Source organism: Streptomyces sp. Je 1-332 (genome assembly GCF_040730185.1).
In the GTDB taxonomy this organism is placed as follows: Bacteria; Actinomycetota; Actinomycetes; order Streptomycetales; family Streptomycetaceae; genus Streptomyces.
The window spans coordinates 2,720,939-2,747,141 of record NZ_CP160402.1 but is presented as its reverse complement, the minus strand read 5'-3'; the positions used below and the strand labels follow the sequence as shown (position 1 = coordinate 2,747,141).

The following is a 26,203-nucleotide window of genomic DNA, read 5'->3' as shown; positions in this document are numbered from 1 at the left end:
AACAAGAGGGGGAGACATGGCAGTACGCAGGAGAGGCCTGACGGGCGTGGCCGCGGGGGTGGCCATGGCGGTGACGGCGGGTGTGTTCGCGGGTCCCGCGTTCGCGGGGGAGTCCGGCGGGGGCAACGGCGACCGGCACCGGGCGACGCAGCGGGCGATGGAAGCCGCGGTCAACGACGAAGCCCCGGGCGTGACGGTCCAGGTGAAGGACAGGCGTGGAGCCTGGGACTCGGCAGCGGGCATCGGGGACGTCCAGCGGCAGACCCCGCGCGGCGCCCACGACCACTACCGCATCGGCAGCATCAGCAAGACGTTCCTGTCGACGGTGCTGCTCCAGCTGGTGGCCGAGGGGGAGCTCAGCCTCGACGACACGGTGGGGCGGTGGCTGCCGGGCGTGGTCGAGGGCAACGGCCACGACGGCGACCGCATCACGGTGCGCCGGCTCCTCAACCACACCAGCGGGATCTACGACGTACTGACCGACCCCGGGGCCCAGGACACGGTGTTCACCGAGAAGTTCCTCGCCCACCGCTACGACACCTGGACCCCCGAACAGCACGTCGCCATCGCCATGAGCCACAAGCCGGACTTCAAGCCCGGTAAAGACTGGAACTACTCCAACACCAACTACATCCTCGCCGGCATGATCATCGAGAAGGTGACGGGCGAGACGTACGCGGACGAGATCCGGCGGCGCATCATCGAACCGCTGGAGCTGAGCGGCACCAGTGTGCCCCCGAGCACGGAGTTCGGTCTGCCGGAGCCGAGTTCACGCGCGTACATGAAACTGTCCAAGGCCCCGGACGCCAGGGCCCACGACGTGACGGAGCTGAATCCGTCCATGATGGGCGCGTCGGGCGGGATGATCTCCAACTCCGCCGATCTGAACGTCTTCAACACCGCCCTGCTGCGCGGCAAGCTCCTGCCGAAGAAGCAGCTCGCCGAGATGAAGAAGACGGTCCCGCAGGAGGAGGGCAACGACGACGAGGGGTACGGGCTCGGCCTGGTGAGCCGCACGACCAAGTGCGGCGAGGTCGTCTGGGGCAACGGCGGCGATGTGCACGGCTCGACGACGATGATGCTGGCGTCCGAGAACGGCCGCCACGCGCTCGCCGCCAACTTCAACAGCATGGAAGGTGACTTGTACGCGATCCTGAACGCCGAGTTCTGCGGCAAGTGACGCACCTGGGGCGGGGCCCGTCGTGCGCCCCGCCCCAGGGCCCTACCTGGGGAGCACGACCACGTACGCCGCCGGATCGCGGTCGCCGGACGCCATCAGGGCGGTCCGTACGACGGTCGCCTGCTGTTCGAGCGACTCGCGCAGCTTCTTGGGCGTCAGGTGGACGACGGTGATGCCGAGCCGCTCCAAGTGCTCGCGCTTGCGGGCGTATTCGGACCACAGTGCGTCGTCGTCCTGCCGCAATCCCTGCCGGGGCGCCCGTGTGTCCAGTTCGACCGCGACAGCCAGATCGGGCCAGTAGGCGTCGACGCCCCCCAGGTGCGGCCCGCCGGGCAATCGCAGGTCGACGTTCCACAGCGGATCGGGCAGGCCGTGCTCGGTGACCATGCGGTACAGCCGGTCCTCGGCGATGGCCCGGCCCTCGGCGAGCAGCGAGTCCACCGCGTCCACGACATGCGGGCGGGTGAGCAGCTTCGCCTGGTTCAACTCCCGCACGATGGCGGCCGGTTCGCAGTGCCCGGCGCGCACCGCCTCGGTGAGCAGCCTGCGCACCGCGCCCGCCTCGGTGAGCCCCGCCACGGCGTCGGCGAGCGCGCGCGGCACCGGGGCCACCGGAACTCCGCCGATCTGTACGGCGGTCGGCATCGCCGGGGCACGCACGAGCCGGACGAACCCGGTGGAGCGCAGCCGCCGGGTGCGCGGGACCAGGACGTCGATGCGGTCGAGGGAGAGCAGTGGGGGGGCCGACGAGAAGCGGTGCAGGGCGAGCGCCGCGAGTCCCGTGACCAGGGCGTCGGCGTACGGGGCGTGGGGTTCGCCCGCGCCGGGCTGTGCGGGCACGGTCTTCGCCACCTTGGCCGGCGGCCGCCCCGCGAACAACAGCGCGCCGTGCAGGCGCTCTTCACTGGTCGGCGGGCCCGGATGCAGCAGACAGACTCCGGGGAGCAGCTGCTGCCAGGGCCCTTCCGGGCGGCAGTGGGCGGCGATGTCGGCGGGGGAGATGCCGTGAGCGCGGAGCTGGGCGGTGCTCATGACGCGGCGCTGGACGGCGGCGAGGTGGCGGAGGGGGCGGGGGGAGAGCGGGGTGTTGTGGTTCATGACCGGGCCATTCCCGCTGCCGCTCCGCCCCCTAACCGCTGTTACACGCCCGTCGACATAACCGGACAACCCCGCACTAAAGTGCAGACGTTCGACTGCCGAAAAGGTCCGTTTGTGCTCGTTACGTTCCGGCAGTCGCTCTCCCCCCTTGGCCTAGGAAGCGGCCGCCGCGTCGCAGACCTGCGCCCGGAGCGACCGGGCGAGGTCGTCCCGGGCCTCCAGCACGAGCCGCCGCAGGGCGGGCGCGGCCGACGCGTGCGAGTCGAGCCACAGGTCCGCCGCGTCCAGCGTCTCCTGGTCGCCCTGGAGGATGGGGAAGAGACCCCTCACCACGTCCATCCCGATCTGGATGGACCGCTCGGCCCACACCCGCTCGATGGCGGCGAAGTACCGGGGCGCGTACGGAGCGGTCAGCTCCCGCTGCGACGGCTGCGCGAACCCCGCGATCGTCGCCCCCACCAGCGCGTTGGACAGGGAGTCCGACTCGACCACGGAGGCCCACGCCTGCGCCTTGACCGCCTCGGACGGCCGCGCGGCGAGGCACCGCACCTGGTGCCGCTTGCCCGAAGCGGTGTCGTCACGGACCAGCTCGGCGGCGAGCACCCCCTCGTCGGCGAGACCGTGCGCCGCCAGCGGACCGAGGAAGGACCAGCGCAGCTCCTGGTCGACGTCCAGGCCGTCGATCTTCGCGGTGCCTTCGAGGAGCCCCTGCAGCAGCTGGAGATCGGCGTCCGACGACGCCACCGCGGCGAAGAACCGCGCCCACGTCAGCTGGTTCTGGCTGCCGGGCTCCGCGATCCGCAGCTCCCGCAGCGCGCCCTCGGCGAGCGCGCGCCCGCCCTCGTCGCGCCACTCGGGGGCCGCGTAGAAGGTGAGGGCCGAGTCCGCCCAGGTGTGCAGCATCTGCAGGACGCCGATGTCGCTCTCACGCCCCGCGAAGCGCAGCACGAGAGCGATGAAGTCCCGCGCGGGCATGACCCCGTCCCGGGTGAGGTTCCACAGTGCGGTCCAGCACAGCGCGCGAGCGAGCGGGTCGGTGATGTCACCGAGGTGCGCGCGAAGCGTGGCCAGGGAGTTCTCGTCGAAGCGGATCTTGCAGTACGTCAGGTCGTCGTCGTTGACCAGGACGAGATCGGGAGCCTCCTCGCCGGTCAGCTCGGTCACGACCGTGCGCGGCCCCTCGACGTCCAGCTCCGCACGCGCGTACCGCGTCAGCTCGCCTTCGGGCGTGCGGCGGTACAGTCCCACCGCCGCCCGGTGCGGGCGCAGTTCGGGGTGTGACTCGGCGGCCTCCTGGATCACGGAGAGCTCGGTGATCCGCCCCTCCGCGTTCAGCAGGACCTGAGGCGTCAGGGAGTTGACGCCCGCCGTCTGCAGCCACGCCTGCGACCAGGTGGTCATGTCGCGCCCCGAGGTCTCCTCCAGGACCGAGAGAAGGTCACCGAGCCGGGTGTTCCCGTACGCGTGCCGCTTGAAGTAGCGGCGGGCGCCCTCCAGGAACGCGTCACGCCCGGCGTAGGCGACGAGCTGTTTCAGGACGCTCGCACCCTTCGCGTACGTGATCCCGTCGAAGTTGAGCTTGGCGTCCTCCAGGTCGCGGATGTCGGCCGTGACCGGGTGCGTGGAGGGCAGCTGGTCGGCGCGGTAGGCCCACGCCTTGCGGTTGTTGGCGAAGGTGATCCAGCCGTTGGTGAAGCGCGTCGCCTCGACCATCGAGAAGGCGCCCATGAAGTCGGCGAAGGACTCCTTGAGCCACAGGTCGTCCCACCAGCGCATGGTGACGAGGTCGCCGAACCACATGTGCGCCATCTCGTGCAGGATGACGTTGGCCCGGCGCTCGTACGACGCCTGGGTCACCTTGCCGCGGAAGATGAACTCCTCCCGGAAGGTCACGAGGCCGGGGTTCTCCATCGCGCCCAGGTTGTACTCCGGGACGAAGGCCTGGTCGTACTTCCCGAAGGGGTAGGGGTAGTCGAAGTTGTCGTGGAAGAAGTCGAGCCCCTGCTTCGTGACCAGGAAGACGTCGTCCGCGTCGAAGTGCTTCGCGAGCCCCTTCCTGCACATCGCGCCGAGCGGGATCTCCAGCGTCGTGCCGTCGTCGAAGGTGCGGCTGTAGGAGTCCGTCACGTAGTGGTAAGGGCCCGCGACGACCGCCGTGATGTACGTCGAGATCGGCTTCGTCTCGGCGAACCTCCAGACGCCGTCGGCCAGTTCACCGGCGCCGTTCGACCAGGCGGTCCACCCCTCCGGGGTCCGCACCTCGAAACGGAAAGGCGCCTTCAGGTCGGGCTGCTCGAAGTTGGCGAAGACACGCCGGGAGTCCGCGGGCTCGTACTGCGTGTAGAGGTAGACCTCGCCGTCCTCCGGGTCGACGAAGCGGTGCATGCCCTCGCCGGTGCGGCTGTAGGCACACTGGGCGTCCACCACCAGCTCGTTCTCCGCGGCCAGGTCCTCCAGCGTGATCCGGGTGCCGTCGAAGACCTCGGCGGGGTCCAGGTCCTTGCCGTTGAGGGAGAGCGCGGTGACGCTCGGCGCGATCAGGTCGGCGAAGCTCGTGGCGCCGGGTTCGGCGGAGCGGAAGCGCAGGGTGGTGACGGAGCGGAACGTGCGCGGCTCCTGGTCGCTCTCGCCGATCGCGGAGCGCAGGTCGAGAAAGACCTCGTACCCGTCGACGGACAACAGCGCGGCCCTTTCCTGGGCCTCGTCGCGGGAAAGATTCTCACCGGGCACGGGCGGTACTCCCTTGTACTCGCAGGTGTAAGTCGTGGATCGCACGACCTGTACGAATGTCTACGATCCTCGCATGTGCCCCCAGCGCGCGGTATCGGGGAATGCCCGGACAGATCTTGGACGTTCCCCTGGCCAAGCGCGCACGCATTCCCTAGGGAGAGACATGTCCGAGAACGGCAAGTCCGGCAAGCAAGGCAAGCCCGGCAAGACCCCCGTCGACTTCTGGTTCGACCCGCTGTGCCCCTGGGCCTGGATGACCTCGCGCTGGATGCTCGAGGTGGAGAAGGTCCGCGATGTCGAGGTCCGCTGGCATGTCATGAGCCTTGCCGTACTGAACGAGGACCGGCTCGACGAGCTGCCCGAGGAGTACCGCGACATGATGGAGACGAAGGCCTGGGGCCCGGTCCGTGTGGTCATCGCCGCCCAGCAGAAGCACGGCGACGACTACACCGGCAAGCTCTACACCGCCCTCGGCACCCGCTTCCACAACCAGGGCGAGGGCCCGACCCGCGAGGCGATCGTCTCCGCCCTCAAGGACGTCGGCCTGCCCGAGGAGCTCGCGGAGTACGCGGACTCGGACACGTACGACACCCAGCTGCGCGCCTCCCACAAGGAGGGCATCGACATGGTCGGCCAGGACGTGGGCACGCCCGTCATCGCGGTCCCCGGCGCGGACGGCGAGCAGGTCGCCTTCTTCGGCCCGGTCGTGACGCCCGCCCCCAAGGGCGAGGCCGCGGCCAGGCTCTGGGACGGCACGCTCCTGGTCGCGTCCACGCCCGGCTTCTACGAGCTCAAGCGGACGCGCAAGCAGGGGCCGATCTTCGACTGAGCCAGGCGAAGGACGGGGGACACCCGGGCTCCGCCCTCCTCCGGGACCCCGCACACCGAAAGGCCCCCGTGAGTCATGTCCTCACGGGGGCTTTCGTCTATCCGCCTGCCTCGGTGAAGGTTGAGAAGACGATCACGAGGCGGGGCGTTTCCGGGGGCAGGCTCAGGGAGCGAGCAGCAGGCTGTTCACGCGCTGCTTCGCGGCCGCGTAACGCTTGGCCACGTCCTGCCAGTTGACGACGGCCCACATGGCGTCGATGAAGTCGACCTTCTGGTTCTTGTACTGCAGGTAGAAGGCGTGCTCCCAGGCGTCGAAGACCAGGATCGGCGTCGAGCCCTGGCCGACGTTGCCCTGGTGGTCGTAGACCTGCTCGACGATGAGGCGGTTGCTGAGCGGCTCGTAGGCGAGCACACCCCAGCCCGAACCCTGCGTGGTCGCCGAGGCCTTGGTCAGCTGGGCCTTGAACTTGGCGAAGGAGCCGAAGGACTCGGTGATCGCGTCCGCGAGGTCGCCTACCCCGTCCGCGGCCAGCGGCTCGCCGCCGCCACCGTCCTTCGGGCTGTTCATGTTGTGCCAGTAGATGCTGTGCAGGATGTGGCCGGAGAGGTGGAAGGCCAGGTTCTTCTCCAGGCCGTTGATGGCGCCCCAGGACTCCTTGTCGCGCGCCTCCTCCAGCTGCTCAAGGGTGTCGTTCGCGCCCTTCACGTACGCCGCGTGGTGCTTGTCGTGGTGCAGCTCGACGATCTGGGGATTGATGACCGGCTCGAGCGCCGCGTAGTCGTACGGAAGTTCTGGAAGCGTGTAAATGGCCATGATCCGAGCCCTCCGACTGCTGCTCTGCTGTGGTGCAACGCTTATTGCAATCTATATGCAAGTGCAGGCTAGCAGCAGGAGCCCCTCGGAGTTGATCAGCCCTTCGTCCTAGGACCGGAGGCGGGGAGAGGGAGGGGGAACGCGGAGAGGGCCCCGAGTCGGTCGACTCGGGGCCCTCTTCGCGTTGCTTGCTGCTACTCGGCGGCGACAGCCGCCCGCTTCTCCGCCGTCTTCTGCCGGACGAATCCGATCACCGCGAGCACCAGCGTCAGCGTGCCCGTGGCCAGGAGCTGCTTGCGCGTGTCGGGCTGTTCCGTCATCAGGTAGAAGATGTACGCCATCGCGGCCAGGGCGATCCACGTCAGGAACGGGTACGCCCACATCTTCACGACCAGCTTCTGCGGCTCCTCGCGCTCCGTCCTGCGGCGCAGGATCAGCTGCGAGACTGCGATGAAGATCCAGACGACCAGGATCATCGCGCCGATCATGTTCAGGAGCCACGGGAAGACGTCGTCGGGGCGCCAGTAGCTGAGCAGGACGCAGACGAAGCCGAAGACCGAGGAGGCGAGGACCGCGAGGCGCGGAACTCCGCTGTCGACGCGGCCGAGCACCTTGGGGCCCTGGCCGCGCGCGATCAGGGAGTACGACATGCGCGACGCGCCGTAGATGTTGGCGTTCATCGCGGAGAGCAGGGCGATCAGGACGATGACGTTCATGATCTGGCCGGCGCCGGGGATGCCCAGGTGGTCGAGCGTGGCGACGTACGGGCCCTTCGCGACGACTTCCTTGTTGTCCCAGGGGAGCAGCGTGACGACGACGAGCATCGAGCCGACGTAGAAGAGGGCGATGCGCCACATCGCCGTGCGCACGGCCTTGGCGACGCTTCGGACCGGGTTCTCGGACTCCGCCGCCGCGATCGTGACGGTCTCCAGACCGCCGTACGCGAAGACGGACGCGAGGAGGCCGATGATCAGGCCGTCCGTGCCGTTCGGCATGAATCCGCCCTCGCCGGTGAGGTTGGCCGTGCCGGGGGCGGAGACGTCCGAGCCGGGCAGGATGCCGAGGATGGCGAGGACGCCGATGCCGAGGAAGAGCGCGATCGCGCCGACCTTGAGTGCGGCGAACCAGAACTCGAACTCGCCGAAGTTCTTCACGGCCGTCAGGTTGGCCCCGCAGAACACCAGCATGAAGAGCGCGACCCAGACCCATTCGGGGCTCTCGGGGAACCACCCCACCATGATCTTCGCGGCGCCGATGCCTTCGAGCCCGACGGCCACGCAGAGCAGGAACCAGAAGCCCCAGCCCGCGGTGAAGCCCGCCCACGGGCCGATCGCCCGCTCGGCGTGCACCGAGAAGGAACCGGACGCCGGGTTCGCCGCCGACATCTCGCCCAGCATGCGCATCACGAGCATGACGAGCGCGCCGGATATCGCGTAGGCGAGGACGATCGACGGACCGGCCGCGGCGATGCCCGCTCCGGAGCCCACGAAGAGCCCGGCGCCGATGACGCCACCGAGGGCGATCATGGAGAGGTGCCGCTGCTTCAGGCCGTGGACGAGCGGTGAATCGACCGTGGGGGCCTCGGGGGCCTCGTCGGGTGATGCGTCCTTGGGGGTGGACGTCCGAGACATGGGCGTGCCCTGTTCAGTAGCTGAGACGGGGGAGCTGAGCGGGGTGATCGAGCGGCTCACAGCGGGGTGAGCGAGCGGCCCACAGTCTGAAGTCCGGCACCGCTGACAGGGAACACCTGACCGCTATACGGACACGACGCTCACACTTTGTGAAGGTGTCGGCACTGGATGTTCACACTTGGTTCCCGCGCGCCCCGCGCCACTCCCGCAGCCCCGCGACCACGAGAACCAGGCCCGTCGCACCCGCCGACCACAGCAGCTGGGGCCGCGCCGCGTCGTCGGTCAGCATCAGACCGAGCACGGCCGCCATCGCCGCGAGCGCCGCCCACGTCAGATACGGGAACGCCCACATCCGCAGGACGAGACGCTCCGGCGCCTCACGCTCGATGCGCCGCCGCAGCCGCAGCTGCGAGACCGCGATCAGCGCCCACACGAAGAGGAGCACCGCGCCGACCGAGTTGAGCATGTAGAGGAAGACCGAGTCGGGCCACTTCAGATTCAGTACGACGGAGACGAAGCCGAAGGCCACCGACGCGAGGACGGCACGGCGCGGCACCCCGCCGCCCGACACCTTCAGGAGCGCCTTCGGGGCCTCGCCGCGCTCGGCCAGCGAGAAGACCATCCGGGACGAGCCGTACAGGTTGGCGTTCAGCGCCGAGAGCAGCGCCACGAACACCACGATGTTCATGATCGTGCCCGCGGACGGCACGCCGATCGAGTCGAGGACCGTCACATACGGACTGACGCCCGCCTGCTCCGCCGTCCAGGGCAGCACCGTCACGATGACCAGCATCGAGCCGACGTAGAAGAAGAGGATGCGGTAGACGGCGCTGCGCACGGCGCGGGAGACCGAGCGCACCGGGTCGTCGGACTCGGCCGCGGCGATCGTCACGACCTCGAGGCCGCCGAAGGCGAAGACGACGGCGAGCACCCCGGACGTCACGCCCTCCCAGCCGTTGGGCAGGAAACCGCCGTGCCCGGTGAGGTTCGTGAGGCCCACGGGGTCGGTGTCCGGCAGCACGCCGAAGACCGCGAGCAGCCCGAGGACCAGGAACGCGACGATCGCGAAGACCTTCAGGGCGGCGAACCAGAACTCGAACTCGCCGAAGTTCTTCACCGCGGCGAGGTTGGCCGCGGTGAACACCAGCATGAAGATGAGCACCCAGGCCCACTGCGGCACGCCCGGCGCCCAGCCGTTGGCGATCTGCGCGGCGCCCGTCGCCTCCACGGCGAGCACGACGACCAGCAGGAACCAGTACAGCCACCCGACGCTGAACCCCGCCCAGCGGCCGAGCGCACGCTCGGCGTGCACGGAGAACGACCCGGAGGCGGGCATCGCGGCCGACATCTCGCCGAGCATCCGCATCACGCACATCGCGAGCGCGCCGGCGATGAGGTACGAGACGACGATGCCGGGCCCGGCGACGGCGATCCCGGCCCCGGAGCCGACGAAGAGCCCGGCTCCGATGACGCCGCCGAGCCCGAGCATGGTGAGGTGGCGCTGCTTCAGCCCGCCGCCGAGCGGTCCGGGTTCCGTGCCCGTCATGGGCAGGGGTGCGTCGTGCATGGTGCTCAGCGCTGCTCTCGGGCTCACGAGTGAATTGGCGGGAACCTACAGTCTCCCTGGGCAGGAGCCCCCCGCGCAAAACGGCCCCCTGCGGCCTCCACCTCAGTGACGCGCATCACGCCCTCCGCTGAGGTATGCCGATCGCTTTGTGCAAAGCCCACCACCGGGGCACCCGGTGCCTTGTCGCTCACCGCCGGTGCCACGCGCCCCCGCCTGAGATAGCGTCGCGGGGTCCCATCTGCCCGTCCCAGAACCCGCGGAGTCCCGATGAGCATCGCCGCCGTCTCTTCCCGTCCCGGCCAGGTCCTCGCGGACCTGCTGCCCGCGTCCCGCGCGAAGGACGCGGCGTTCGTCATCGGCGGCGCCGCCCTCACCGGCATAGCGGCTCAGATCGCCGTGCCCGTCCCCGGCTCCCCCGTGCCGGTGACCGGGCAGACCTTCGCCGCCCTCCTCGTCGGCACCGCCCTCGGCGCCCGCCGCGGCTTCCTCTCCCTCGCGGTGTACGCCCTCGTGGGCATGGCCGGCATGCCGTGGTTCGCGGAGGCGGGCTCCGGCGTCGCCGCGCCGTCCCTGGGCTACGTCCTCGGCATGCTGCTCGCCGCGACCGTGGCCGGCGCCCTCGCCCGCCGCGGCGGCGACCGCTCGGTCCTGCGCACCGCGGGCACGATGGTGCTCGGCTCGGCGATCATCTACGCGGTCGGCGTCCCGTACCTCGCCGCCGCGACCGGCATGTCGCTGACCCAGGCCGTCGCCGCCGGGCTCACGCCCTTCCTGATCGGCGACGCCCTCAAGGCCGCGCTCGCGATGGGCGCGCTGCCGACGGCGTGGAAGCTGCTCGACCGCTGAGCGGTCGTCAACTGACGTTGTAGTTCCGCCTGAAGAGGTTCGCCGGGTCGTACGTGGCCTTCAGCTCGGCGAGCCTCTTCCGCGTACCGGCGTCGTACAGACCGTCGGGCCGATCCCCCGCGGCAAAGGCGAAGTTGAGCAGCCGCCCGACGCTGTCCGGCGCGAAGAGCCCGAACGCCCGCGCCTGCACGGCCCGCACCGCGTCGAGGTCCGTGGCTTCGGTGGCGTCAAAGGGTGAGAGCACCCGCACCAGCCACCCCGCGCCCCGGTGGGGCACGGCGTTGCCCGCGGGCTTCGCGAGGGCCCCGCCCAGCTGGTTGATCTGCACGACGTGCATCTTCTCGGCGGCCGGACCGGTCAGCGCGAACAGTTCTTCCGCCGCCGCCAGGTCAAGCTCCTGCACGACCACGCTGTCCCCGTAGTAGGAGTGCGGGAAGTCGGGGTCGCTGTGGATCGTGTGGCTCTCGGTGTACGGCATCTCCCGCATCGAGTCCGACACGGCGGGCCCGATCTCCCGCAGCGGCGCCACCAGCCGTTCGCCCTCCGCCGCGGAGCCCGTCCAGGCGACCCGGACCGTGACGAGGTAGCGGCCCCGCAGAGGGGGCGGCAGCTGTGGCAGGTCCGGATAGACGAGGGCCGCCACCGACGAGGTCAGCCCCTCCGGCACCGTCCGCGTCCACGCCTCGTACGCCCGCAGGACGCGGCCGGGATCGACCTCACGCCCGTCGAAGTCGATCGCCCCGCCGTAGACCCGCGCCACCGGCACGAGACCGATCTCCAAGGCTGTCACCACCCCGAGGTTCGAGCCGCCGCCCAGCAGCCCCCAGAAGAGCTCGGGCTCGCTCTGAGCCGTGACATGCCGCAGGGTGCCGTCCGCCGTGACGACGTCGAGCCACCGGACGTGGTCGGCCGCGTACCCGAACTCCCGTGCCAGGATGCCGAGTCCGCCCCCCAGCGTGTACGAGACGGCGCCCACACCGGGCGCCGAACCGTTCAGCGGGGCGAGCCCGTGCGCCGCCGCGGCCTCGATGACCTGACCCCAGCGGACGCCCGCACCGACGGTGACCGTGCGCGCGTCGGCATCGACCCGGACGGAGTCCATCCGCCGGGTGCTGATCAGCACGCCACCGTCCGACGAGCCCGGAAGCCCGTGCCCGGTGGCCTGGACGCCGACGGGCAGAACCGCCTGCGCGGCGTACGACACGGCGGCGACGACGTCGTCGGCGCCGACGGCCCCGAACACGATCGCGGGCCGCTGCGTGAAACCGGTCTGGAATCCGGCGATCTCCTCGCCGTACCCGTCATCGCCGGGCCGGAACACGAGTCGCTGAGCGGTGAAGTCCACGGTGATCCCTCCGAGAAGTGCTGCTGACGTACCAGAGCTTCCCGGCAAAACCTGACACCCGCCGTCAAGTTTTCGCAGCCGCCTTCGCGAACGGGCCGCCCGGAACGCGCGCACCCCCCGACGGTGGCGGGCACGTCGGCCGCGCCACCGTCGGGGGGTGGAGGGAAGGTGCTAGGCGTCCACCGAGTCGGTGGCGGCAGCGGACTCCGCCGCGTCGCGGGGCCGCACCTTCTCGCGTACCAGGGAGAAGACGACCACGAACGCCGCCGCGAGCAGCGAGAGAAGGACCTGCTTGCGTCCGGTCTCGTCGGTCAGCATGTAGACCAGCACGAACGAGATCATCGCGATCGTGACCCAGGTCAGGTACGGGAAGAGCCACATCTTCACGACGAGCTTCTCCGGCTGCTCGCGCAGGATGATCCCGCGCATCCGCAGCTGCGTGAACGCGATCATCAGCCAGACGAACAGGGCCACCGCGCCCGAGGAGTTCAGCAGGAAGTCGAAGACGGTGTCCTTCCACTGGTAGTTGAACCAGACGGCGACGAAGCCGAAGACGACGGACCCGAGGATCGCGGTCTGCGGCACACCGCGCTTGTTGGTGCGCGCGAAGGACTTCGGCGCGTCACCGCGCTGGCCGAGCGAGAAGGCCATGCGGGAAGCGGTGTAGAGGCCGGAGTTGAGGCAGGAGAGCACGGCCGTCAGGACGATGACGTTCATGACCTGGCCGGCGTGCGGGATGCCGATCGAGTTCAGCGCGGCGACGTACGAACCGTCCTTGACGATCGACTTGTCGTTCCACGGAAGGAGTGTGATGACGACGAAGATCGAGCCCAGGTAGAAGACGCCGATACGCCAGATGACGCTGTTCGTGGCCTTCGTGACGGCGCGCTGCGGGTCCTCGGACTCGCCGGCGGCCAGCGTGACGATCTCGGAGCCCATGAACGAGAAGACGACCATCAGCACACCCGTGAGGATCGCGCCCGCGCCCTGCGGCATGAATCCGCCCGCGTCGGTGAGGTGCGTGAATCCGGCGCCGGGGTTGTCGGAGCCGGGCAGCACGCCGAAGACGGCGAGCAGGCCGATGATCACGAAGCCGCCGATGGCGACGACCTTGATCCCGGCGAACCAGAACTCGAACTCACCGTAGGAGCCGACCGAGACGAGGTTCGTCGCGGTGAGCACCACCATCACGATCAGCGCCCAGCCCCACTGCGGGACGGCCGGTATCCATCCGTTGAGGATGACGGCGCCGGCGGTGGCCTCCACCGCGAGCACGACGACCCAGAAGAACCAGTAGAGCCAGCCGATGGAGAAACCGGCCCAGCGGCCGAGCGCCTGGTCCGCGTAGGTGGAGAAGGAGCCGGAGGTGGGCCGTGCGGCGGCCATCTCGCCGAGCATCCGCATCACGAGGACGACCATCGTGCCGACGAGGGCGTACGACACGAGGATGGCGGGCCCGGCGGCGGCGATGCCGGAGCTGGAGCCGACGAAGAGTCCCGCTCCGATGACGCCACCGATGGCGATCATGGAGAGGTGGCGGTTCTTCAGCCCGGCCTGCAGGCCGTCACCGGTGTCTCCAGACTGCGAATCCCCAGGATCGGCGGGGTTGCGGTCTGCCTTCGCAAGGGAGGGTTGCGAGGTCATGGACGAATCCTTAAGTTCTCGGGTCACGAGCCCCCGCATTCAAACTCAGGGGTGTACGTGACGGAAGTCCTGACTCCGGATCGTGATATTCCGGCCCGATGGCCCAGACCTTGGTGACCAAGGTCCTGCCCCCGGACGCCGCTACCCGCCCCGTGACGTGCCACACTCAGTCGCATGCGCGTGTACCTCGGCTCGGATCATGCCGGCTACGAACTGAAGAACCACCTGGTCGAGTGGCTCAAGAGCCACGGCCATGAGCCCGTCGACTGCGGGCCCCACATCTATGACGCCCAGGACGACTACCCCCCCTTCTGCCTCCGCGCCGCGGAGAAGACGGCGGCGGACCCCGAGTCCCTCGGCATCGTGATCGGGGGCTCCGGCAACGGCGAGCAGATCGCCGCGAACAAGGTGAAGGGGGTGCGGGCCGCCCTCGCCTGGAGCGAGCAGACGGCCGCGCTCGGGCGTGAGCACAACGACGCGAACGTGGTGTCGATCGGCGGCCGGATGCACACGCGGGAAGAGGCGACGAAGTTCGTCGAGATCTTCCTGGCGACGCCGTACTCGGGTGAGGAGCGCCACACGCGTCGCATTGACATGCTGTCGGCGTACGAGACCACGGGCGAGCTGCCCGCCATCCCGGCCGGCCACCCGCAGCAGTAGGGCTGTTCTCTCCCCCACCCCGCCCCTTCCCGAGAACCGGCTGCGCCGGGGCGTCCTCAAACGCCGGACGGGCTGGAAATCCAGCCCGTCCGGCGTTTGAGGACATCTTGTACGGGGTCTGGGGCGGAGCCCCAGGTAGGCCCGGGGCGCAGGCACGGTTTTCGGGAAGGGGCGGGGTTGGGGAAGAATCCCTCCCCTGACCGACCCCAGGAGGACCCCGTGCCGGAGGGGCACACGATTCACCGCCTCGCGGAGGACCACCGCGCCCGCTTCGAAGGCCGCGGCCCCCTGAAGATCACCAGCCCCCAGGGCAAGTTCTCCGACAGCGCGGCCCTGCTCGACGGTCAGGAGATGGACACCGCCGAAGCCCACGGCAAGCACCTCTTCCTCGGCTTCGCGGACACCGGCTGGATCCACATCCACCTCGGCCTCTTCGGCAAGTACGCCCTCGGCGAGTCCCCGGCCCCGCCCCCCACGGACACCGTCCGCCTGCGGCTCCTGAACGACGCGTACCACTCCGACCTCCGTGGCCCCACGACCTGCGCCCTGATCACGGACGAGGAGAAGCAGGCGATACACGCCCGCCTCGGCCCCGACCCCCTCCGGGAGGCGGACGATCCGGAGAAGGCCTACCACCGCATCGCCCGCAGCCGCACCACCATCGCCGCCCTCCTCATGGACCAGAAGGTCATCGCGGGCGTCGGCAACGTCTACCGCGCCGAGGTCCTCTTCCGGCACGGCATCGACCCGTACACCCCGGGCAAGGACATCGACCCAGCCCTGTGGACGGCGATCTGGGAGGACCTGGTCGCCCTGATGCGCGAGGGCGTACGCCTCAACCGCATCGACACCGTCAGGCCCGAACACACGCCGGAGGCGATGGGCCGCCCGCCGCGCGTGGACGACCACGGCGGCGAGGTGTACGTGTACCGCAGGGCCACGATGCCCTGCCACATCTGTGGCGGCGAGATCCGCACCGCCGATCTCGCCGCCCGCAATCTCTTCTGGTGCCCCAAGTGCCAGCGGCCCCGCCGGCCACGCCGGCCCCGACGAAAGAGCGGCTGACCATGTTCACCGGCATCGGCCTACTGGGCGCCACCCTGTTCGCGCTGGTCAGCCTGGCGCTCTTCCTCCTGCCGTCCCTCATCGCCTTCAACCGGGGCATCGACAACCGCTGGCTCGTCCTGGTCGTCAACCTCGTGCTCGGCGTCTCCGTCATCGGCTGGCTGCTCGCCCTGTATCTGGCCACCCGCAAGGCCAAGGCAGCGCTGCCGGGCCCGCCCGGAGCCCCCGGCTAGAACCCGTGCGGCAGCCACGGCGCCACGTCCGAGCCGAAGGCCGTTGCCGCCTCGGCCAGGGCGCCCGGCCGCAGTTCCCGTACCCGGCCCGCGGCCGCCAGTGACGTCAGGGACACGCCGCCCAGGTAGGCCGAGCCCAAGTCCCGTACGGACAGGGCGAGATCGGCGTCGTCCTCGGTGCGCTCGCAGGTCGCGCCCTTCAGGTCGCCTGTGAGCCGCCAACGGCCCGCGTTCCAGGGGCAGAAGGCGTCCTCGACGTCGAGGACCAGGTTCACCGGCGTCCGGTAGGCGCGCGCCTCCAGCGCCGCTGCCACCTCCACCAGGCGTACGTGGAGCGAGTCCCGCACCTGGATCCGGCAACGCCGCACGTCCGAGACGAGGTGGAACACCGCGTCGTCCGTCGGGCGGCTGTGCGCCTCGACCGTCGACGTCAGGTCGATGCCGAAGAGGAACCGCCACAGCGCCGCGTACGCCACCGGGTCGGCGGCCTCCAGATCGCGCAGCCGCACCGTGCCCTTGGGGCCCGCCATGTCCCAGTCGGGCTTCACCTGGAAGCGCGCGTACCCCACGAGCTCCCCGTCGCGCTCGGCGACCACGCACTGCAGCGGGGATGCGCCGTGCCGCTCGCTCTCCGGGTCGAGCAGGCCGAGCCGCTCCCAGCCCGGCTGCCTGGCCAGCATTCCCGGCCGCTCGCTCACCCGGCGCGCGTACAGCTCCTCGCACGCCTCGTGGACGTCGGCGGGCTTGGTGTAGCGCAGCCCTACGTCATCCGTACCGGCCGGCACCGACAGGCTCACGCGTGACGTGTCGATCTCGGCCTTCGTGGCGAACGTCGCCGTGCCGTACCCGAACCGGCCGTAGATGGCGGGTTCGGAGGCCGTGAGCACGGCCAGGAACTCACCCTTCGCGCGGACGTCGTCGAGCTGGCGCCGCATCATCGACGTCAGGATTCCGCGCCGCCGGTGCGTCGCCGCGACGCTGACCATCGTCACACCGGCCGCGTCCACCAGGGAGCCGCCCGGCACGCAGAGGCGGAAGCTGAACGCTCCCGTCGTGCCGACGCAGGTCCCGCCCTCCCAGGCGCCGAAGCAGCGGTGGAACTCGACCAGCGCGTTCCAGAGCTCACTCTCCTCCCTCGCCTCGGCGACGCCACCGAAGGCGAGCTCCAAGGCGGCGTAGTACTCGTCCCAGTCTTCCTGGCGCAACTCCCGCAGTTCCGTCGTCATATGCCATGCCTACCAGGGTGAAGCGGACGGAGCGACAGGATTTACGCGGGCCGACAGCATGCCCCTGACGGGGGACAACCGGCACCTCCCGTGCGAAGTGCCTGGCCCGGTGGATAGGGTCCGGGAGCAATGGCAGGCAGGCGAGCGGAAGCCGAGACGTTCACAGCCCGGATGAAGAAGCGGATCCACCGGGCTCGCATAGGGCTGCGCAAATCCGGGGTGGACTACTTCAGAGGCGACGGCTCGGACTGGATCGCGCTCGCGGGCCTGCTCGTCACGATCCCGGTGATCACGTTCTTCACCATCGTCAACAACGTCTGGTTCGCGCCCTCAGCCCTCGTCCTGCCCATCGTGGCGGGCGGTCTGCTGCTCCGGCCCTCCAGCCTGCTCGGCCTGTACGCGACGGCCGCCGCCGCGCTCATCGTGGAGTCCATCCAGCTGGGCCCGTACACGGAAGGGCCGTCCCGGGTCACGCCCGGAGTGGTCCTGGTGGTCGCGGCCTGCGGATTCTTCGGGCTGATCATCGCGCAGTTCCGCAGCCGGGTCGGCGTGCCGTGGCGCGGCGGCGGAACGATGCTGTTCGACCTGCGTGAACGGATCCGCGTACAGAGCAAACTGCCGAAGCTGCCCCGCGGCTGGCACCGCGAGATGGCCCTGCGGCCCGCGGGCGGTCAGTCCTTCTCCGGCGACTTCGTGGTCGCGGCCCGCACGAACGGCGGCCGCACCCTGGAGGTCGTCCTCACGGACGTCTCCGGCAAGGGCATGGACGCGGGCTCCCGTGCCCTGCTCCTGTCGGGAGCCTTCGGCGGCCTGCTCGGCTCGCTCCCGCCGCACGCGTTCCTGACCGCCGCCAACGGCTACCTCCTGCGCCAGGACTGGGACGAGGGTTTCGCGACCTCCATCCACCTGGTCCTGGACCTGGAGAGCGGCGACTACGAACTCTTCACCGCGGGCCACCCGCCGGGCCTCCAGCTCAGCGCGGGCAACGGCCGCTGGGAGCAGATGGCCGCCGAGGGGCCGCTCCTCGGGGTGTACGACGGGGCGCAGTTCGACCCGGTGAAGGGCTCCCTGCGCCCCGGCGACGTCCTGATGCTGTTCACGGACGGCCTCGTCGAGACCTCCGACCGCGACATCAGCGAGGGCATCGACCGCCTCACCGGAGAAGCCGACCGCTATGTGGCGGGCGGCTTCCACGGCGCCGCGTGGCATCTGATCGAGGCGGTCGCGAAGGACGTCAACGACGACCGGGCGCTGCTCCTGATCTGCCGGGAGCCGTCAGCGGGCGCCTGACAGCTCGGGCTCCGACTCCCGTACGGGATCGCGCCCGCCCGGCAGGATCCGGGCCAGCCACTGTGCGCGTCCCGCCGCCAGCGGCCCCAGCACCGCGAGCAGCAGCACGTACCCCGCGATGAACGGCGAGAGCCGCTCGTCCAGGCCCGCGGTGGCCGCCATGGTCGCCAGGATCAGGGCGAACTCACCGCGGGCTAGCAGGGTGGTGGAGATGTTCGCCGCGGGCCCTGACCCGAAGCCGTAGATGCGCGCCGCACCGAGTCCCGCGAGGACGTTCATGAGCAGCGTCAGCGCCACGGCGGCGAGCACGGGCCAGAGCACCACGGGCAGGTCGCCGGGGTCGATCGAGAGCCCGAACGCGAAGAAGAAGATCGCCCCGAAGGCGTCCCGCAAGGGGTGCACCAGCTTGCGGACGCGCTCGCCGGACGCCGTACTGCCCACCATCAGACCGACCATGAACGCGCCGATCGCGTCCGCGACCCCGAACCACTCCGAGACCCCGGCGACGAAGACCGCGGCGCCGAGGAAGGAGATGACGAGCAGCTCGTCGTCCCGGGTGTCCATGAGCCGCCCGACCACCTTCGTGCCGAAGCGCGCCACGAGGGCGAGAAGGAGCAGGAAGCCGAACGCCTTGCCGCCGTCCATCACGGCCGCGGCGAGACTGTCGGCGCCGGACAGGACGGGCTGAAGGGCCGCCAGGTAGAGCGCCAGGAAGATGTCCTCGACGACGATGATGCCGAGGATCGGCTTCGTCTCCGGATTGCCGAGCCGTCCGGTGTCGACGAGCACCTTGGTGACGATCGCCGACGACGAGATGCCGAGCACCCCGGCGAGGACCAGAGCCTCGGAGGTGCCCCAGCCGAGGGCGAATCCGAAGCCGAGGCCCGCGCCGACGTTCAGCGCGAGATACGTCCCTCCGGCGAGGGCCATCTTGCGGCCGCCCGTCTTGAGGTCGTCCATGTGGAACTCGAGGCCCAGGTAGAAGAGCAGCAGTACCAGGCCGAGCGCCGAGAGCATCTCCAGGTCGTGGGGGTCGGAGAGCAGGACCACGCCGGGAGTGTGCGGGCCGAGGAGGATCCCGGCCAGGATGAAGAGCGGAATGGTGGGGAGTCCGATGCGGCCGCCCAGACGGGCGAGCACGGCGGCGGCGAGAAAGGCGCCGCCCATGGCTATCAGGGTGTCTGCGTGTCCGATGGGCCCGTTCCTCCTGGTAGTCGGCGACGCACCCACCGCATACGAATGGCAAAGGGCGCGTCAAGAACGCGTCAATAGTTAGCTTACCAAACGATTGACGGAGCAACCTTTGGCGACCGGGGGTGGGGTTCTCCCCACCACTGGTCCGCCGGGGACCCTCATGGTCCACAGCACCCGCTGTCCGTACGTTCGAGGTATCGATGAGGGCGTACGGACGGAAGGTGGACGAAGCCATGGGGCTGCGGCGCAAGAGGCGAACCGGCGAGGGAAGTTCGGCGGTGCCACCGATGCCCCCGACGCCCCCGATCTCCGGCGAGGCACCCCGCGGCGCCGACTGGGCCGTCGAACTGCACGGCGTGCGCCGCAGGTACGGCAGGGGATCCGGCGCCGTGCACGCCCTCGGCGGCATCGATCTCGCCCTGGAGCGCGGCAGCTTCACCGCCGTCATGGGCCCTTCGGGCTCCGGCAAGTCCACCTTCCTGCAGTGCGCGGCCGGACTCGACCGGCCCAGCGAGGGCACGGTGCGCCTGGGCGGCACGGAGATCACGTCCATGAGCGAGAACAAGCTGACCGCGCTGCGCCGCACCCGCCTCGGCTTCGTCTTCCAGGCCTTCAACCTGCTGCCCTCGCTCACCGTCGAGCAGAACGTCGTCCTGCCGATGCGCCTCGCGGGCCACCGCCCCGACCGCCGCAGGGCCGCCGATGTCCTGGCCCGCGTCGGCCTCGGCCCCGACAAGCACAAGCGCCGCCCCGGAGAACTCTCCGGCGGCCAGCAGCAGCGCGTCGCCATCGCCCGCGCCCTGGTCACGAACCCGGACGTGATCTTCGCCGACGAGCCGACCGGCGCCCTGGACACCACCACGGCCGCCGAGATCCTCACCCTGCTCCGCTCGGCCGTCGACGGCATGGGCGCCACGGTCGTCATGGTCACCCACGACCCGGCAGCGGCGGCGTACGCGGACCGGGTGTTGTTCCTCGCCGACGGCGCGATCGTGGACCGCCTTGAGCGGGCATCCGCGGCCGAGATCGCCGGGCGTATGACGACCCTGACGGCTCCGGTGCACGCAGCTGCCGCGGCCTGAGTACACCCGCCGGCCGGATGTGGCTGGTCGCGCAGTTCCCCGCGCCCCTTTCGGGGCGCCCACAAACCCCGGAGAACCCGATGCCCAACGGCCTCGCCCGTGCCGCCATCCGCTTCAAACCCGCCGCCTTCGTGGGTACGTTCGTCGCGCTGATGATGGCCGCGCTGATCGTGTCCGCCTGCGGCATCCTCCTGGAGACGGGAGCACGCGCGTCGGTGCCTCCCGCCCGGTACGCGGGCGCCCCCGTGGTGGCCGCCGCCGACCAGCGCGCCCACTTCGTCACGGGCAGCGGTGAGAGCCGCTCCGACACGGCCACGCCGCTGCCCGACCGCGCCCGGATCGACAACTCCCTGGTGGCGAAGGCAGGTTCGGCCCCCGGAGCGCGCGTCGCGGTCCCGGACGTCACCTTCCCGGTGCAGTCCGACGGCAAGGAGGTCACCGCGCACGGCTGGGGCTCGACCGCCTTCACCGGCGAGAAACTGACCGCGGGCCGCGCCCCGCACCCCGGCGAGGTCGTCATCGCCGCGCCCGGCGCGTCCGTCGGCGAGCGCACCACGCTCACCACGGCGGACGGGCCGCGCGCCTTCCGGATCTCCGGCACCGTAAAGGCCGGGCAGGGCGCACTCACCGCCTGGTTCACCGACTCCGACGCCGTACGGATCTCCGGCCACCCCGGCCGTATCGACGCCGTGGCCGTCCTGCCCAAGGACGGCGTCACGGACGCCGCCCTCAAGTCCCAGGTGGCGCACGCCGTCGGCGGCAAGGCGGACGTCCACACCGGCGACGACCGCAGCGAGGCCGAGGGCTCCGAACTCGCCTACGCCCAGGAGATGCTCACCGGCCTCGGCGGCTCCTTCGGCGGCATCGCCACCATGGTCGCGATGTTCACCGCGGCCGGCACCGTGGCGCTCTCCGTCGGCCAACGCGCCCGGGAGTACGCGCTGTTGCGGGCCATCGGTACGACGCCCCGCCAGATCCGCCGCACCATTGCCACGGAGGCCCTGCTCGTCGCACCCCTCGCGGGAGCGGTGGGGGTGCTGCCCGGCATCGCCCTGGCCCGCTGGTGGTTCGGCCAGCTCAAGGACAGGGGAGCGGTCCCCGAGGCCCTGGACCTGTCCATCTCGTTCATCCCGCTGGTCTCGGCGGTCGGTGTCGCCGTGCTCACGGCCCTGGTCTCCGGCTACTTGGCGGCCCGCCGTCCCTCCCGCATCAGGCCGGGCCAGGCCCTGAGCGAGTCCTCCGTGGAACGCCTGCGCTTCGGCTGGATCCGTACGCCACTGGGGATCGCGGCGGCCGTCGGCGGCTGCGTCCTCGCCGGGATCGCCTCATCCCTGACGGGGGACGACGCGGCCAACGTGGCGCTCGGCATCGTCATGCTGTTCATGCTCGCCGTGGCCCTGCTCGGCCCGCTGGTCGCCCGGGGCTGCGCGGCCCTGTTCGGACTTCCGCTGCGCGGAGCGGGCGCGTCCGCCTCGCTCGCGGCGGCCAACTCCCGTACGAACGCCCGGCGGCTGGCCTCGGCGATCACCCCGATCGTCCTGGCGATGGCATTCTCCTCCACGCTCGTCTTCATGCACACCAGCGAGGACCGCGTCGCCGCCGACCAGCAGCGCGAGGGCATCACCGCGGACCACATCGTGACGGCCGCGGGGGCGGGAGCGAGCCCGGCCGGTGTGGCGAAGGCCGGGCAGGCCCCCGGAGTCACCTCAGCCGTGGGCCTGCTCAAGACCTCCGTCCTGGTGCCGGTGGGCTCGGGCGGCGACCGCTGGTTGGAGAGCGCGTCGGCCCAGGGCGTCACCGGCTCCCCCCGCGACCTGGCCAGGGTGCAGGACCTGGGCGTCAGGACGGGCACGATGGCGACGCTCGGCAGGGGCGAGATCGCCATCGACGCGAAGCTCGCGGACTCCGCGAAGGTGAGGACGGGCGAGCGCCTGGCCCTGCGCATGCCGGACGGCACGAAGGCGACGCGGAAGGTGGTCGCCATGTACGACCGAGGCATGGGCCTCTCCCAGGTGACGCTCCCGGCGCCGGACCTGAAAGAGCACCTGACCTCGCCCTTCTCCGCGGAGATCTGGACCAGGGGCAAGTCCTCGCAGTCCACCCTCACTGCCCTCACCGCCTTCGGCACCCTCCAGGACCGCGACGACTACGCCACCGCGCAGTCCACGGACCGGGCGGTCAACGCCTGGGCGAACACGGTGATGGCGGCCGTACTCGGCGGTTTCGCGGCGATCGCCGCGGTGAACACCCTGGTGATGACGGTCCTCGACCGCCGCCGCGAGCTGGGCACGCTGCGCCTCATCGGCTCCACCCGGCGCCAGGTCATGCGGATGGTGCGCTGGGAGGCACTTCTGGTCGCGACCGCGGGCATCGCGATCGGCTCGGCCATCGCGCTGGCGACACTGATCCCCATGATGAACGGCCTGACGGGCGAGTCCCCGTACATCCCACCGCTGGTCTACGGCTCCTTCGTGGCGGCGACCCTGGCCTTGGGCCTGATGGCGACGGCCTTGCCTGCGAGGGCGGCGCTGAAGTCAAGGGCCTGAATTTTCCCCAACCCCGCCCCTTCCCGAAAACCGTGCCTGCGCCCCGGACCTACCTGGGGCTCCGCCCCAGACCCCGCTCCTCAAACGCCGGAGGGGCTGAATCTTTCAGCCCCTCCGGCGTTTGAGGAGCGGGCCCTCGCGCCGAGCGAGTTTTCGGGAAGGGGCGGGGTTGGGGAAAGAATCCCCGTATGAACCCCAGCCCCCACCTCACCCTCCCCGAGGTAGAAGCAATCGCCCGCCAGGCCCACGCCACCCAGAAGGACAAGGCGGGCCGCCCCTACACGGAGCACCTGCAAGCCGTGGCAGAGGGAGTCGCGGCCCGAGGCGGATCCCAGGAACAGATCGCCGCGGCGTGGCTGCACGACGCCATCGAGGACAACGCCCTCACCGAGGAGTGGCTACGGGACGCACCCCTCACGCAGCGTACGAAGGACATCGTGCGAGCCCTCACCAAGAGGGCGGACGAACCCCCCGAGGCCTACGCCACCCGCATCCTCGCAACCCCCGGCGCCCGCCTCGTCAAGGAGGCGGACCTGGCCCACAACGCAGATCCGGCCCGCCTAGCAGAGCTAGACGGGCCGACCCGTGATCGCCTCACGGAGAAATACGCGAACATGCGCGCCCTACTGGGCGCCCGGACGCAGGGCTAGGAGGAAGCCTTGGCCCGCTCCCGGGCCAACGCCGCGGCATCCCGCTTGAACGCCCACTCCATCTTCGGCTCCATGGCGAAGCGGAACATCCGCTGCACCGGAGGCGTACAGAGAAGCGTCACCACAGCCGCGGCGATCAACGACACGAGCACCTGCCCGGCAGGCGTGTGCATCCAGTCGTAGTCGTCGAACCAGCCCCAGAAGCGCGAGCCCTTGGCCAGGAAGCCGTGCAGCAGGTAGCCGTACAGCGTCCCCGCGCCGAGCACCGTGAACCACATCTTCCGACGCGGAACCCACGCGAAGAAGCACGCGGTCAGGATGGCGGAGCAGCCGAAGAGCGCCAGCGTCATCACGACACCGGCCCACCACGGCCCACCCAACTCCTGTGCGCTGTCCCGGCGGTAGAACCAGGCCGACGTCATCCGCGGGCCTGCCCAGTACGCGAGGAGCAGCGCGCTCGCGAAGATCGGGATGGAGAGCAGCCGCACCTCGCGGCGCCGCACCAGCTGGAAGTACTCGGGCTTCATGAAGAGGCCGAGAACGAAGAAGGGCAGGAACTGCAGCACGCGCTGCAGGTCGAGGTCGTCGCCGATGTCCGGGGAGATCGTGGCGAGCACCGCGATGGCGAGCGCGAGCGGAATGGGCCAGCGGACCAGCTTCCACAGCGGGGTCGTCAGACGCCAGACGAAGAGCGCGACCAGGAACCAGGTGAGGTACCAGGGGTCGAGCAGACTGATCGGCTGCGTCGGATCGTTGTCCGCGTAGCGCTTGAAGAAGGTGTACGCGACTTCGAAGATGACGTACGGCACAGCGATGCCGGTCACCAGGCGCTTGAGGCGGTCGGACCGCATGTCGAAGCTGCGCGAGAAGTAGCCGGAGATGAGGATGAACGCCGGCATGTGGAAGGTGTAGACGGTCATGTACAGCGCCTCTGCGGCGCGGCTGCCGTCGGTCAGCGGCTCCCAGGCGTGCGCCATCGCGACCAGGACGATCGCCAGGTACTTGGCGTTGTCGAAGAACGAGTCGCGCTGCTTGGCGGGTTGACCCGTGGATGCGGATCTGCCCGTGGAACCGGGGTGGCCCGTGGAGCCGGAGTGGCCCGTCGAGGCGGGGCGAGCGGTGGTGCCGGCCGGGGCGTGGGGAACGGTCGCGGCCATGGTGGACTGGGGGGCGCGGGGGCCTGGTACTCCGTCCGCCGGCACATGTGCCGGGGGGAGCGGCGCCCGGTGGCGGCCGTGCGGTTGAACCGAGTTCGTCACAGGCCCTCCCACCAAGAGCTCGGTGAGACGATCCTGGACCGCACTGCGCTTGCGGGGATGGTGGCAGCGTGGAACATCTGAGGCACCCTAGCGTCGCTCCCGTGTATTCGTAAAACCCCCAACTCGGCTGTCAGCTCAATCACAGACGGATCAGGGCTAATACGGTCCGGGTACCCCGGAAATCATCGAAGTTGACACGGAGATGCACAGAGATTGACCTCCTGGCACCCTCGATACATCAAGCCGGATGTCCAGTACGTCACAACTCATCCCCCTTAAACGCCGCATAACGCCCGCAGGCGACTCTGGTGGAATGTCCGATTGATCGGGTCTTTGTGGGGCCGCCGCTGTGCGGCCCGCAACAATTCGAATTTCTGGCGAACGAGTTGTGTGGCAATGGAAACGATCAAGCCGAATTAGCGACCACGCGCGGGCTTCGAATTCCCGTGCGGGGGCGCGGTGTTCATGTGCCCCAAGGGCGCCTCCGCGCGCCGCGTCCACGCCGGGTGCGTGTCGCGTTGGCCGACGATGTGTCACCGGCCGCATAGGGAAGCCGCGTTGGTGGCACGATGGTCCTGGCGGGGGTGTGCGGGGTCGTACCCCCCGGGCCGGGGAGAGACCGACCTAGGGTGTGATCAGTGTGGCCATTTCGCTGTCAGTGGTGTTGCTGTTGGCGATCATCCTCATCGTGCTGATCCGTGGGGGATCGATCAAAGCGGGGCCCGCCATCGTCGCGGTGCTCTTCGGGTTCTTCCTCGCCTCAACCGGAATGGCCCCCTCCATAAATCGCTTCCTCAATGAGGTGGCCGAGACCATCAACTCGATCAGCTTCTGACCGGCGTGGGCGGGCCGGGGCCGGCGCGGCCTCGCGGGGACGCAGAAAAGCCTCCGGCCCGGTTCCGAGGAACCGGGCCGGAGGCCACAGAGCGGGTGACGGGAATCGAACCCGCGTAGCTAGTTTGGAAGACTAGGGCTCTACCATTGAGCTACACCCGCACAGCTCGCACCGCCAGGCCATCGAGGGCATCGAGGACACTGCTGGTCAGCGACCGCGGCACGGCAAGCATCGTAGCGGGTCGGACGCCCTGTCCGCACACCCCGTACGTACTCGCGATTAAGCGGGCGCCGCACTGCCTGCGGGCATGTACCCTACGTGTCGCACCGACGGGGTGTGGCGCAGCTTGGTAGCGCGTCCGCTTTGGGAGCGGAAGGCCGTGGGTTCAAATCCCGCCACCCCGACCAGCAAGAACTCCCTCACAAGATCGCATTGTGGGTCGGCTCCCGCTTGCCGTTACTATGCAAGCTGTGTGCCCGT

At 70.0% G+C, this 26,203-nt stretch carries 21 protein-coding genes and 2 tRNA genes; 12 read left to right on the top strand and 11 right to left on the bottom strand.

Annotated elements, in window-relative coordinates; genetic code table 11:
* Nucleotides 1-16 precede the first annotated feature (16 nt).
* Entirely contained in the window at nt 17-1,180 is a 1,164-nt protein-coding gene (locus tag ABXJ52_RS12680; RefSeq protein WP_367041925.1) for a serine hydrolase domain-containing protein, read from the top strand.
* A 42-nt stretch (nt 1,181-1,222) separates the two neighbouring features.
* Here ABXJ52_RS12680 and ABXJ52_RS12675 read toward each other — a convergent pair whose 3' ends face one another.
* On the bottom strand, nt 1,223-2,278 hold the full coding sequence (locus tag ABXJ52_RS12675) for a hypothetical protein (RefSeq protein ID WP_367041923.1): 1,056 nt from the start codon (nt 2,276-2,278) through the stop codon (nt 1,223-1,225).
* 153 nt (nt 2,279-2,431) lie between these two features.
* Nucleotides 2,432-5,008 (bottom strand): aminopeptidase N, encoded by a 2,577-nt coding sequence (gene pepN / locus ABXJ52_RS12670; RefSeq protein WP_367041921.1) that lies wholly within the window; start codon nt 5,006-5,008, stop codon nt 2,432-2,434.
* Nucleotides 5,009-5,171: 163 nt separating this feature from the next.
* Between pepN and ABXJ52_RS12665 the strand changes: the two genes are divergently transcribed.
* Nucleotides 5,172-5,837: a DsbA family protein gene (locus ABXJ52_RS12665; protein ID WP_367041919.1), complete on the top strand. Its 666-nt coding sequence runs from the start codon at nt 5,172-5,174 to the stop codon at nt 5,835-5,837.
* Nucleotides 5,838-5,999: 162 nt separating this feature from the next.
* On the opposite strand, the gene ABXJ52_RS12660 is transcribed toward ABXJ52_RS12665, so the two are convergent.
* The 3 genes from ABXJ52_RS12660 to ABXJ52_RS12650 all read right to left on the bottom strand — a co-directional run bounded on the left by ABXJ52_RS12660 (nt 6,000) and on the right by ABXJ52_RS12650 (nt 9,848).
* Nucleotides 6,000-6,650 carry a superoxide dismutase gene (locus ABXJ52_RS12660; RefSeq protein WP_367041917.1) on the bottom strand — a complete coding sequence of 217 codons (651 nt, stop codon included), beginning with the start codon at nt 6,648-6,650 and terminating at the stop codon, nt 6,000-6,002.
* Nucleotides 6,651-6,844: 194 nt separating this feature from the next.
* Nucleotides 6,845-8,281: an amino acid permease gene (locus tag ABXJ52_RS12655; protein WP_367041915.1), complete on the bottom strand. Its 1,437-nt coding sequence runs from the start codon at nt 8,279-8,281 to the stop codon at nt 6,845-6,847.
* 172 nt (nt 8,282-8,453) lie between these two features.
* Nucleotides 8,454-9,848, bottom strand: a complete 1,395-nt coding sequence (locus ABXJ52_RS12650) for an amino acid permease (RefSeq protein WP_367041913.1) — start codon at nt 9,846-9,848, stop codon at nt 8,454-8,456.
* Nucleotides 9,849-10,115: 267 nt separating this feature from the next.
* Here ABXJ52_RS12650 and ABXJ52_RS12645 point away from each other — a divergent pair, with 267 nt between their 5' ends.
* The gene (locus tag ABXJ52_RS12645) at nt 10,116-10,694 is read left to right on the top strand and encodes a biotin transporter BioY (RefSeq protein WP_367041911.1); all 579 of its coding nucleotides are present in this window, start codon (nt 10,116-10,118) and stop codon (nt 10,692-10,694) included.
* 7 nt (nt 10,695-10,701) lie between these two features.
* Here ABXJ52_RS12645 and ABXJ52_RS12640 read toward each other — a convergent pair whose 3' ends face one another.
* Both ABXJ52_RS12640 and ABXJ52_RS12635 read right to left on the bottom strand, forming a co-directional pair.
* Nucleotides 10,702-12,039 (bottom strand): FAD-binding oxidoreductase, encoded by a 1,338-nt coding sequence (locus ABXJ52_RS12640; protein ID WP_367041909.1) that lies wholly within the window; start codon nt 12,037-12,039, stop codon nt 10,702-10,704.
* A 171-nt stretch (nt 12,040-12,210) separates the two neighbouring features.
* A complete protein-coding gene (locus ABXJ52_RS12635) occupies nt 12,211-13,683 on the bottom strand; it encodes an amino acid permease (RefSeq protein WP_367041907.1) in 1,473 nt (490 codons plus the stop codon).
* Nucleotides 13,684-13,857: 174 nt separating this feature from the next.
* Between ABXJ52_RS12635 and ABXJ52_RS12630 the strand changes: the two genes are divergently transcribed.
* The 3 genes from ABXJ52_RS12630 to ABXJ52_RS12620 all read left to right on the top strand — a co-directional run bounded on the left by ABXJ52_RS12630 (nt 13,858) and on the right by ABXJ52_RS12620 (nt 15,641).
* Entirely contained in the window at nt 13,858-14,343 is a 486-nt protein-coding gene (locus ABXJ52_RS12630) for a ribose-5-phosphate isomerase (RefSeq protein ID WP_367041905.1), read from the top strand.
* A gap of 219 nt (nt 14,344-14,562) precedes the next feature.
* Nucleotides 14,563-15,408 carry a DNA-formamidopyrimidine glycosylase family protein gene (locus tag ABXJ52_RS12625; RefSeq protein WP_367041904.1) on the top strand — a complete coding sequence of 282 codons (846 nt, stop codon included), beginning with the start codon at nt 14,563-14,565 and terminating at the stop codon, nt 15,406-15,408.
* A gap of 2 nt (nt 15,409-15,410) precedes the next feature.
* Nucleotides 15,411-15,641, top strand: coding sequence for a superinfection immunity protein (locus ABXJ52_RS12620; protein ID WP_367041902.1), 231 nt, complete (start codon nt 15,411-15,413; stop codon nt 15,639-15,641).
* Here ABXJ52_RS12620 and ABXJ52_RS12615 read toward each other — a convergent pair.
* A complete protein-coding gene (locus ABXJ52_RS12615) occupies nt 15,638-16,867 on the bottom strand; it encodes a GNAT family N-acetyltransferase (RefSeq protein ID WP_367041900.1) in 1,230 nt (409 codons plus the stop codon). The two genes, ABXJ52_RS12620 and ABXJ52_RS12615, sit on opposite strands and share 4 nt — an antisense overlap.
* 129 nt (nt 16,868-16,996) lie before the next feature.
* On the opposite strand from ABXJ52_RS12615, the gene ABXJ52_RS12610 reads away from it, so the two are divergent.
* Complete coding sequence (locus ABXJ52_RS12610) at nt 16,997-18,157, top strand: PP2C family protein-serine/threonine phosphatase (protein WP_367041898.1); 1,161 nt, start codon at nt 16,997-16,999, stop codon at nt 18,155-18,157.
* Here ABXJ52_RS12610 and ABXJ52_RS12605 read toward each other — a convergent pair.
* Nucleotides 18,143-19,324 carry a cation:proton antiporter gene (locus ABXJ52_RS12605; protein WP_367041896.1) on the bottom strand — a complete coding sequence of 394 codons (1,182 nt, stop codon included), beginning with the start codon at nt 19,322-19,324 and terminating at the stop codon, nt 18,143-18,145. The two genes, ABXJ52_RS12610 and ABXJ52_RS12605, sit on opposite strands and share 15 nt — an antisense overlap.
* 314 nt (nt 19,325-19,638) lie before the next feature.
* On the opposite strand from ABXJ52_RS12605, the gene ABXJ52_RS12600 reads away from it, so the two are divergent.
* The 3 genes from ABXJ52_RS12600 to ABXJ52_RS12590 all read left to right on the top strand — a co-directional run bounded on the left by ABXJ52_RS12600 (nt 19,639) and on the right by ABXJ52_RS12590 (nt 23,629).
* Nucleotides 19,639-20,433, top strand: a complete 795-nt coding sequence (locus ABXJ52_RS12600; protein ID WP_367041894.1) for an ABC transporter ATP-binding protein — start codon at nt 19,639-19,641, stop codon at nt 20,431-20,433.
* An 80-nt stretch (nt 20,434-20,513) separates the two neighbouring features.
* On the top strand, nt 20,514-22,979 hold the full coding sequence (locus tag ABXJ52_RS12595; RefSeq protein ID WP_367041892.1) for an FtsX-like permease family protein: 2,466 nt from the start codon (nt 20,514-20,516) through the stop codon (nt 22,977-22,979).
* A gap of 188 nt (nt 22,980-23,167) precedes the next feature.
* The gene (locus tag ABXJ52_RS12590; protein WP_367041890.1) at nt 23,168-23,629 is read left to right on the top strand and encodes an HD domain-containing protein; all 462 of its coding nucleotides are present in this window, start codon (nt 23,168-23,170) and stop codon (nt 23,627-23,629) included.
* Here the strand turns inward: ABXJ52_RS12590 and ABXJ52_RS12585 are convergent.
* Entirely contained in the window at nt 23,626-24,888 is a 1,263-nt protein-coding gene (locus ABXJ52_RS12585) for an acyltransferase family protein (protein ID WP_367041889.1), read from the bottom strand. The genes ABXJ52_RS12590 and ABXJ52_RS12585 overlap by 4 nt on opposite strands.
* Before the next feature lie 640 nt (nt 24,889-25,528).
* Between ABXJ52_RS12585 and ABXJ52_RS12580 the strand changes: the two genes are divergently transcribed.
* Nucleotides 25,529-25,723: a hypothetical protein gene (locus ABXJ52_RS12580; protein WP_160505028.1), complete on the top strand. Its 195-nt coding sequence runs from the start codon at nt 25,529-25,531 to the stop codon at nt 25,721-25,723.
* Between the two features lie 90 nt (nt 25,724-25,813).
* Here the strand turns inward: ABXJ52_RS12580 and ABXJ52_RS12575 are convergent.
* A tRNA-Gly gene (locus ABXJ52_RS12575) sits at nt 25,814-25,884 on the bottom strand.
* Between the two features lie 169 nt (nt 25,885-26,053).
* On the opposite strand from ABXJ52_RS12575, the gene ABXJ52_RS12570 reads away from it, so the two are divergent.
* Nucleotides 26,054-26,130, top strand: a tRNA-Pro gene (locus ABXJ52_RS12570).
* The last annotated feature ends 73 nt before the right edge of the window (nt 26,131-26,203 follow it).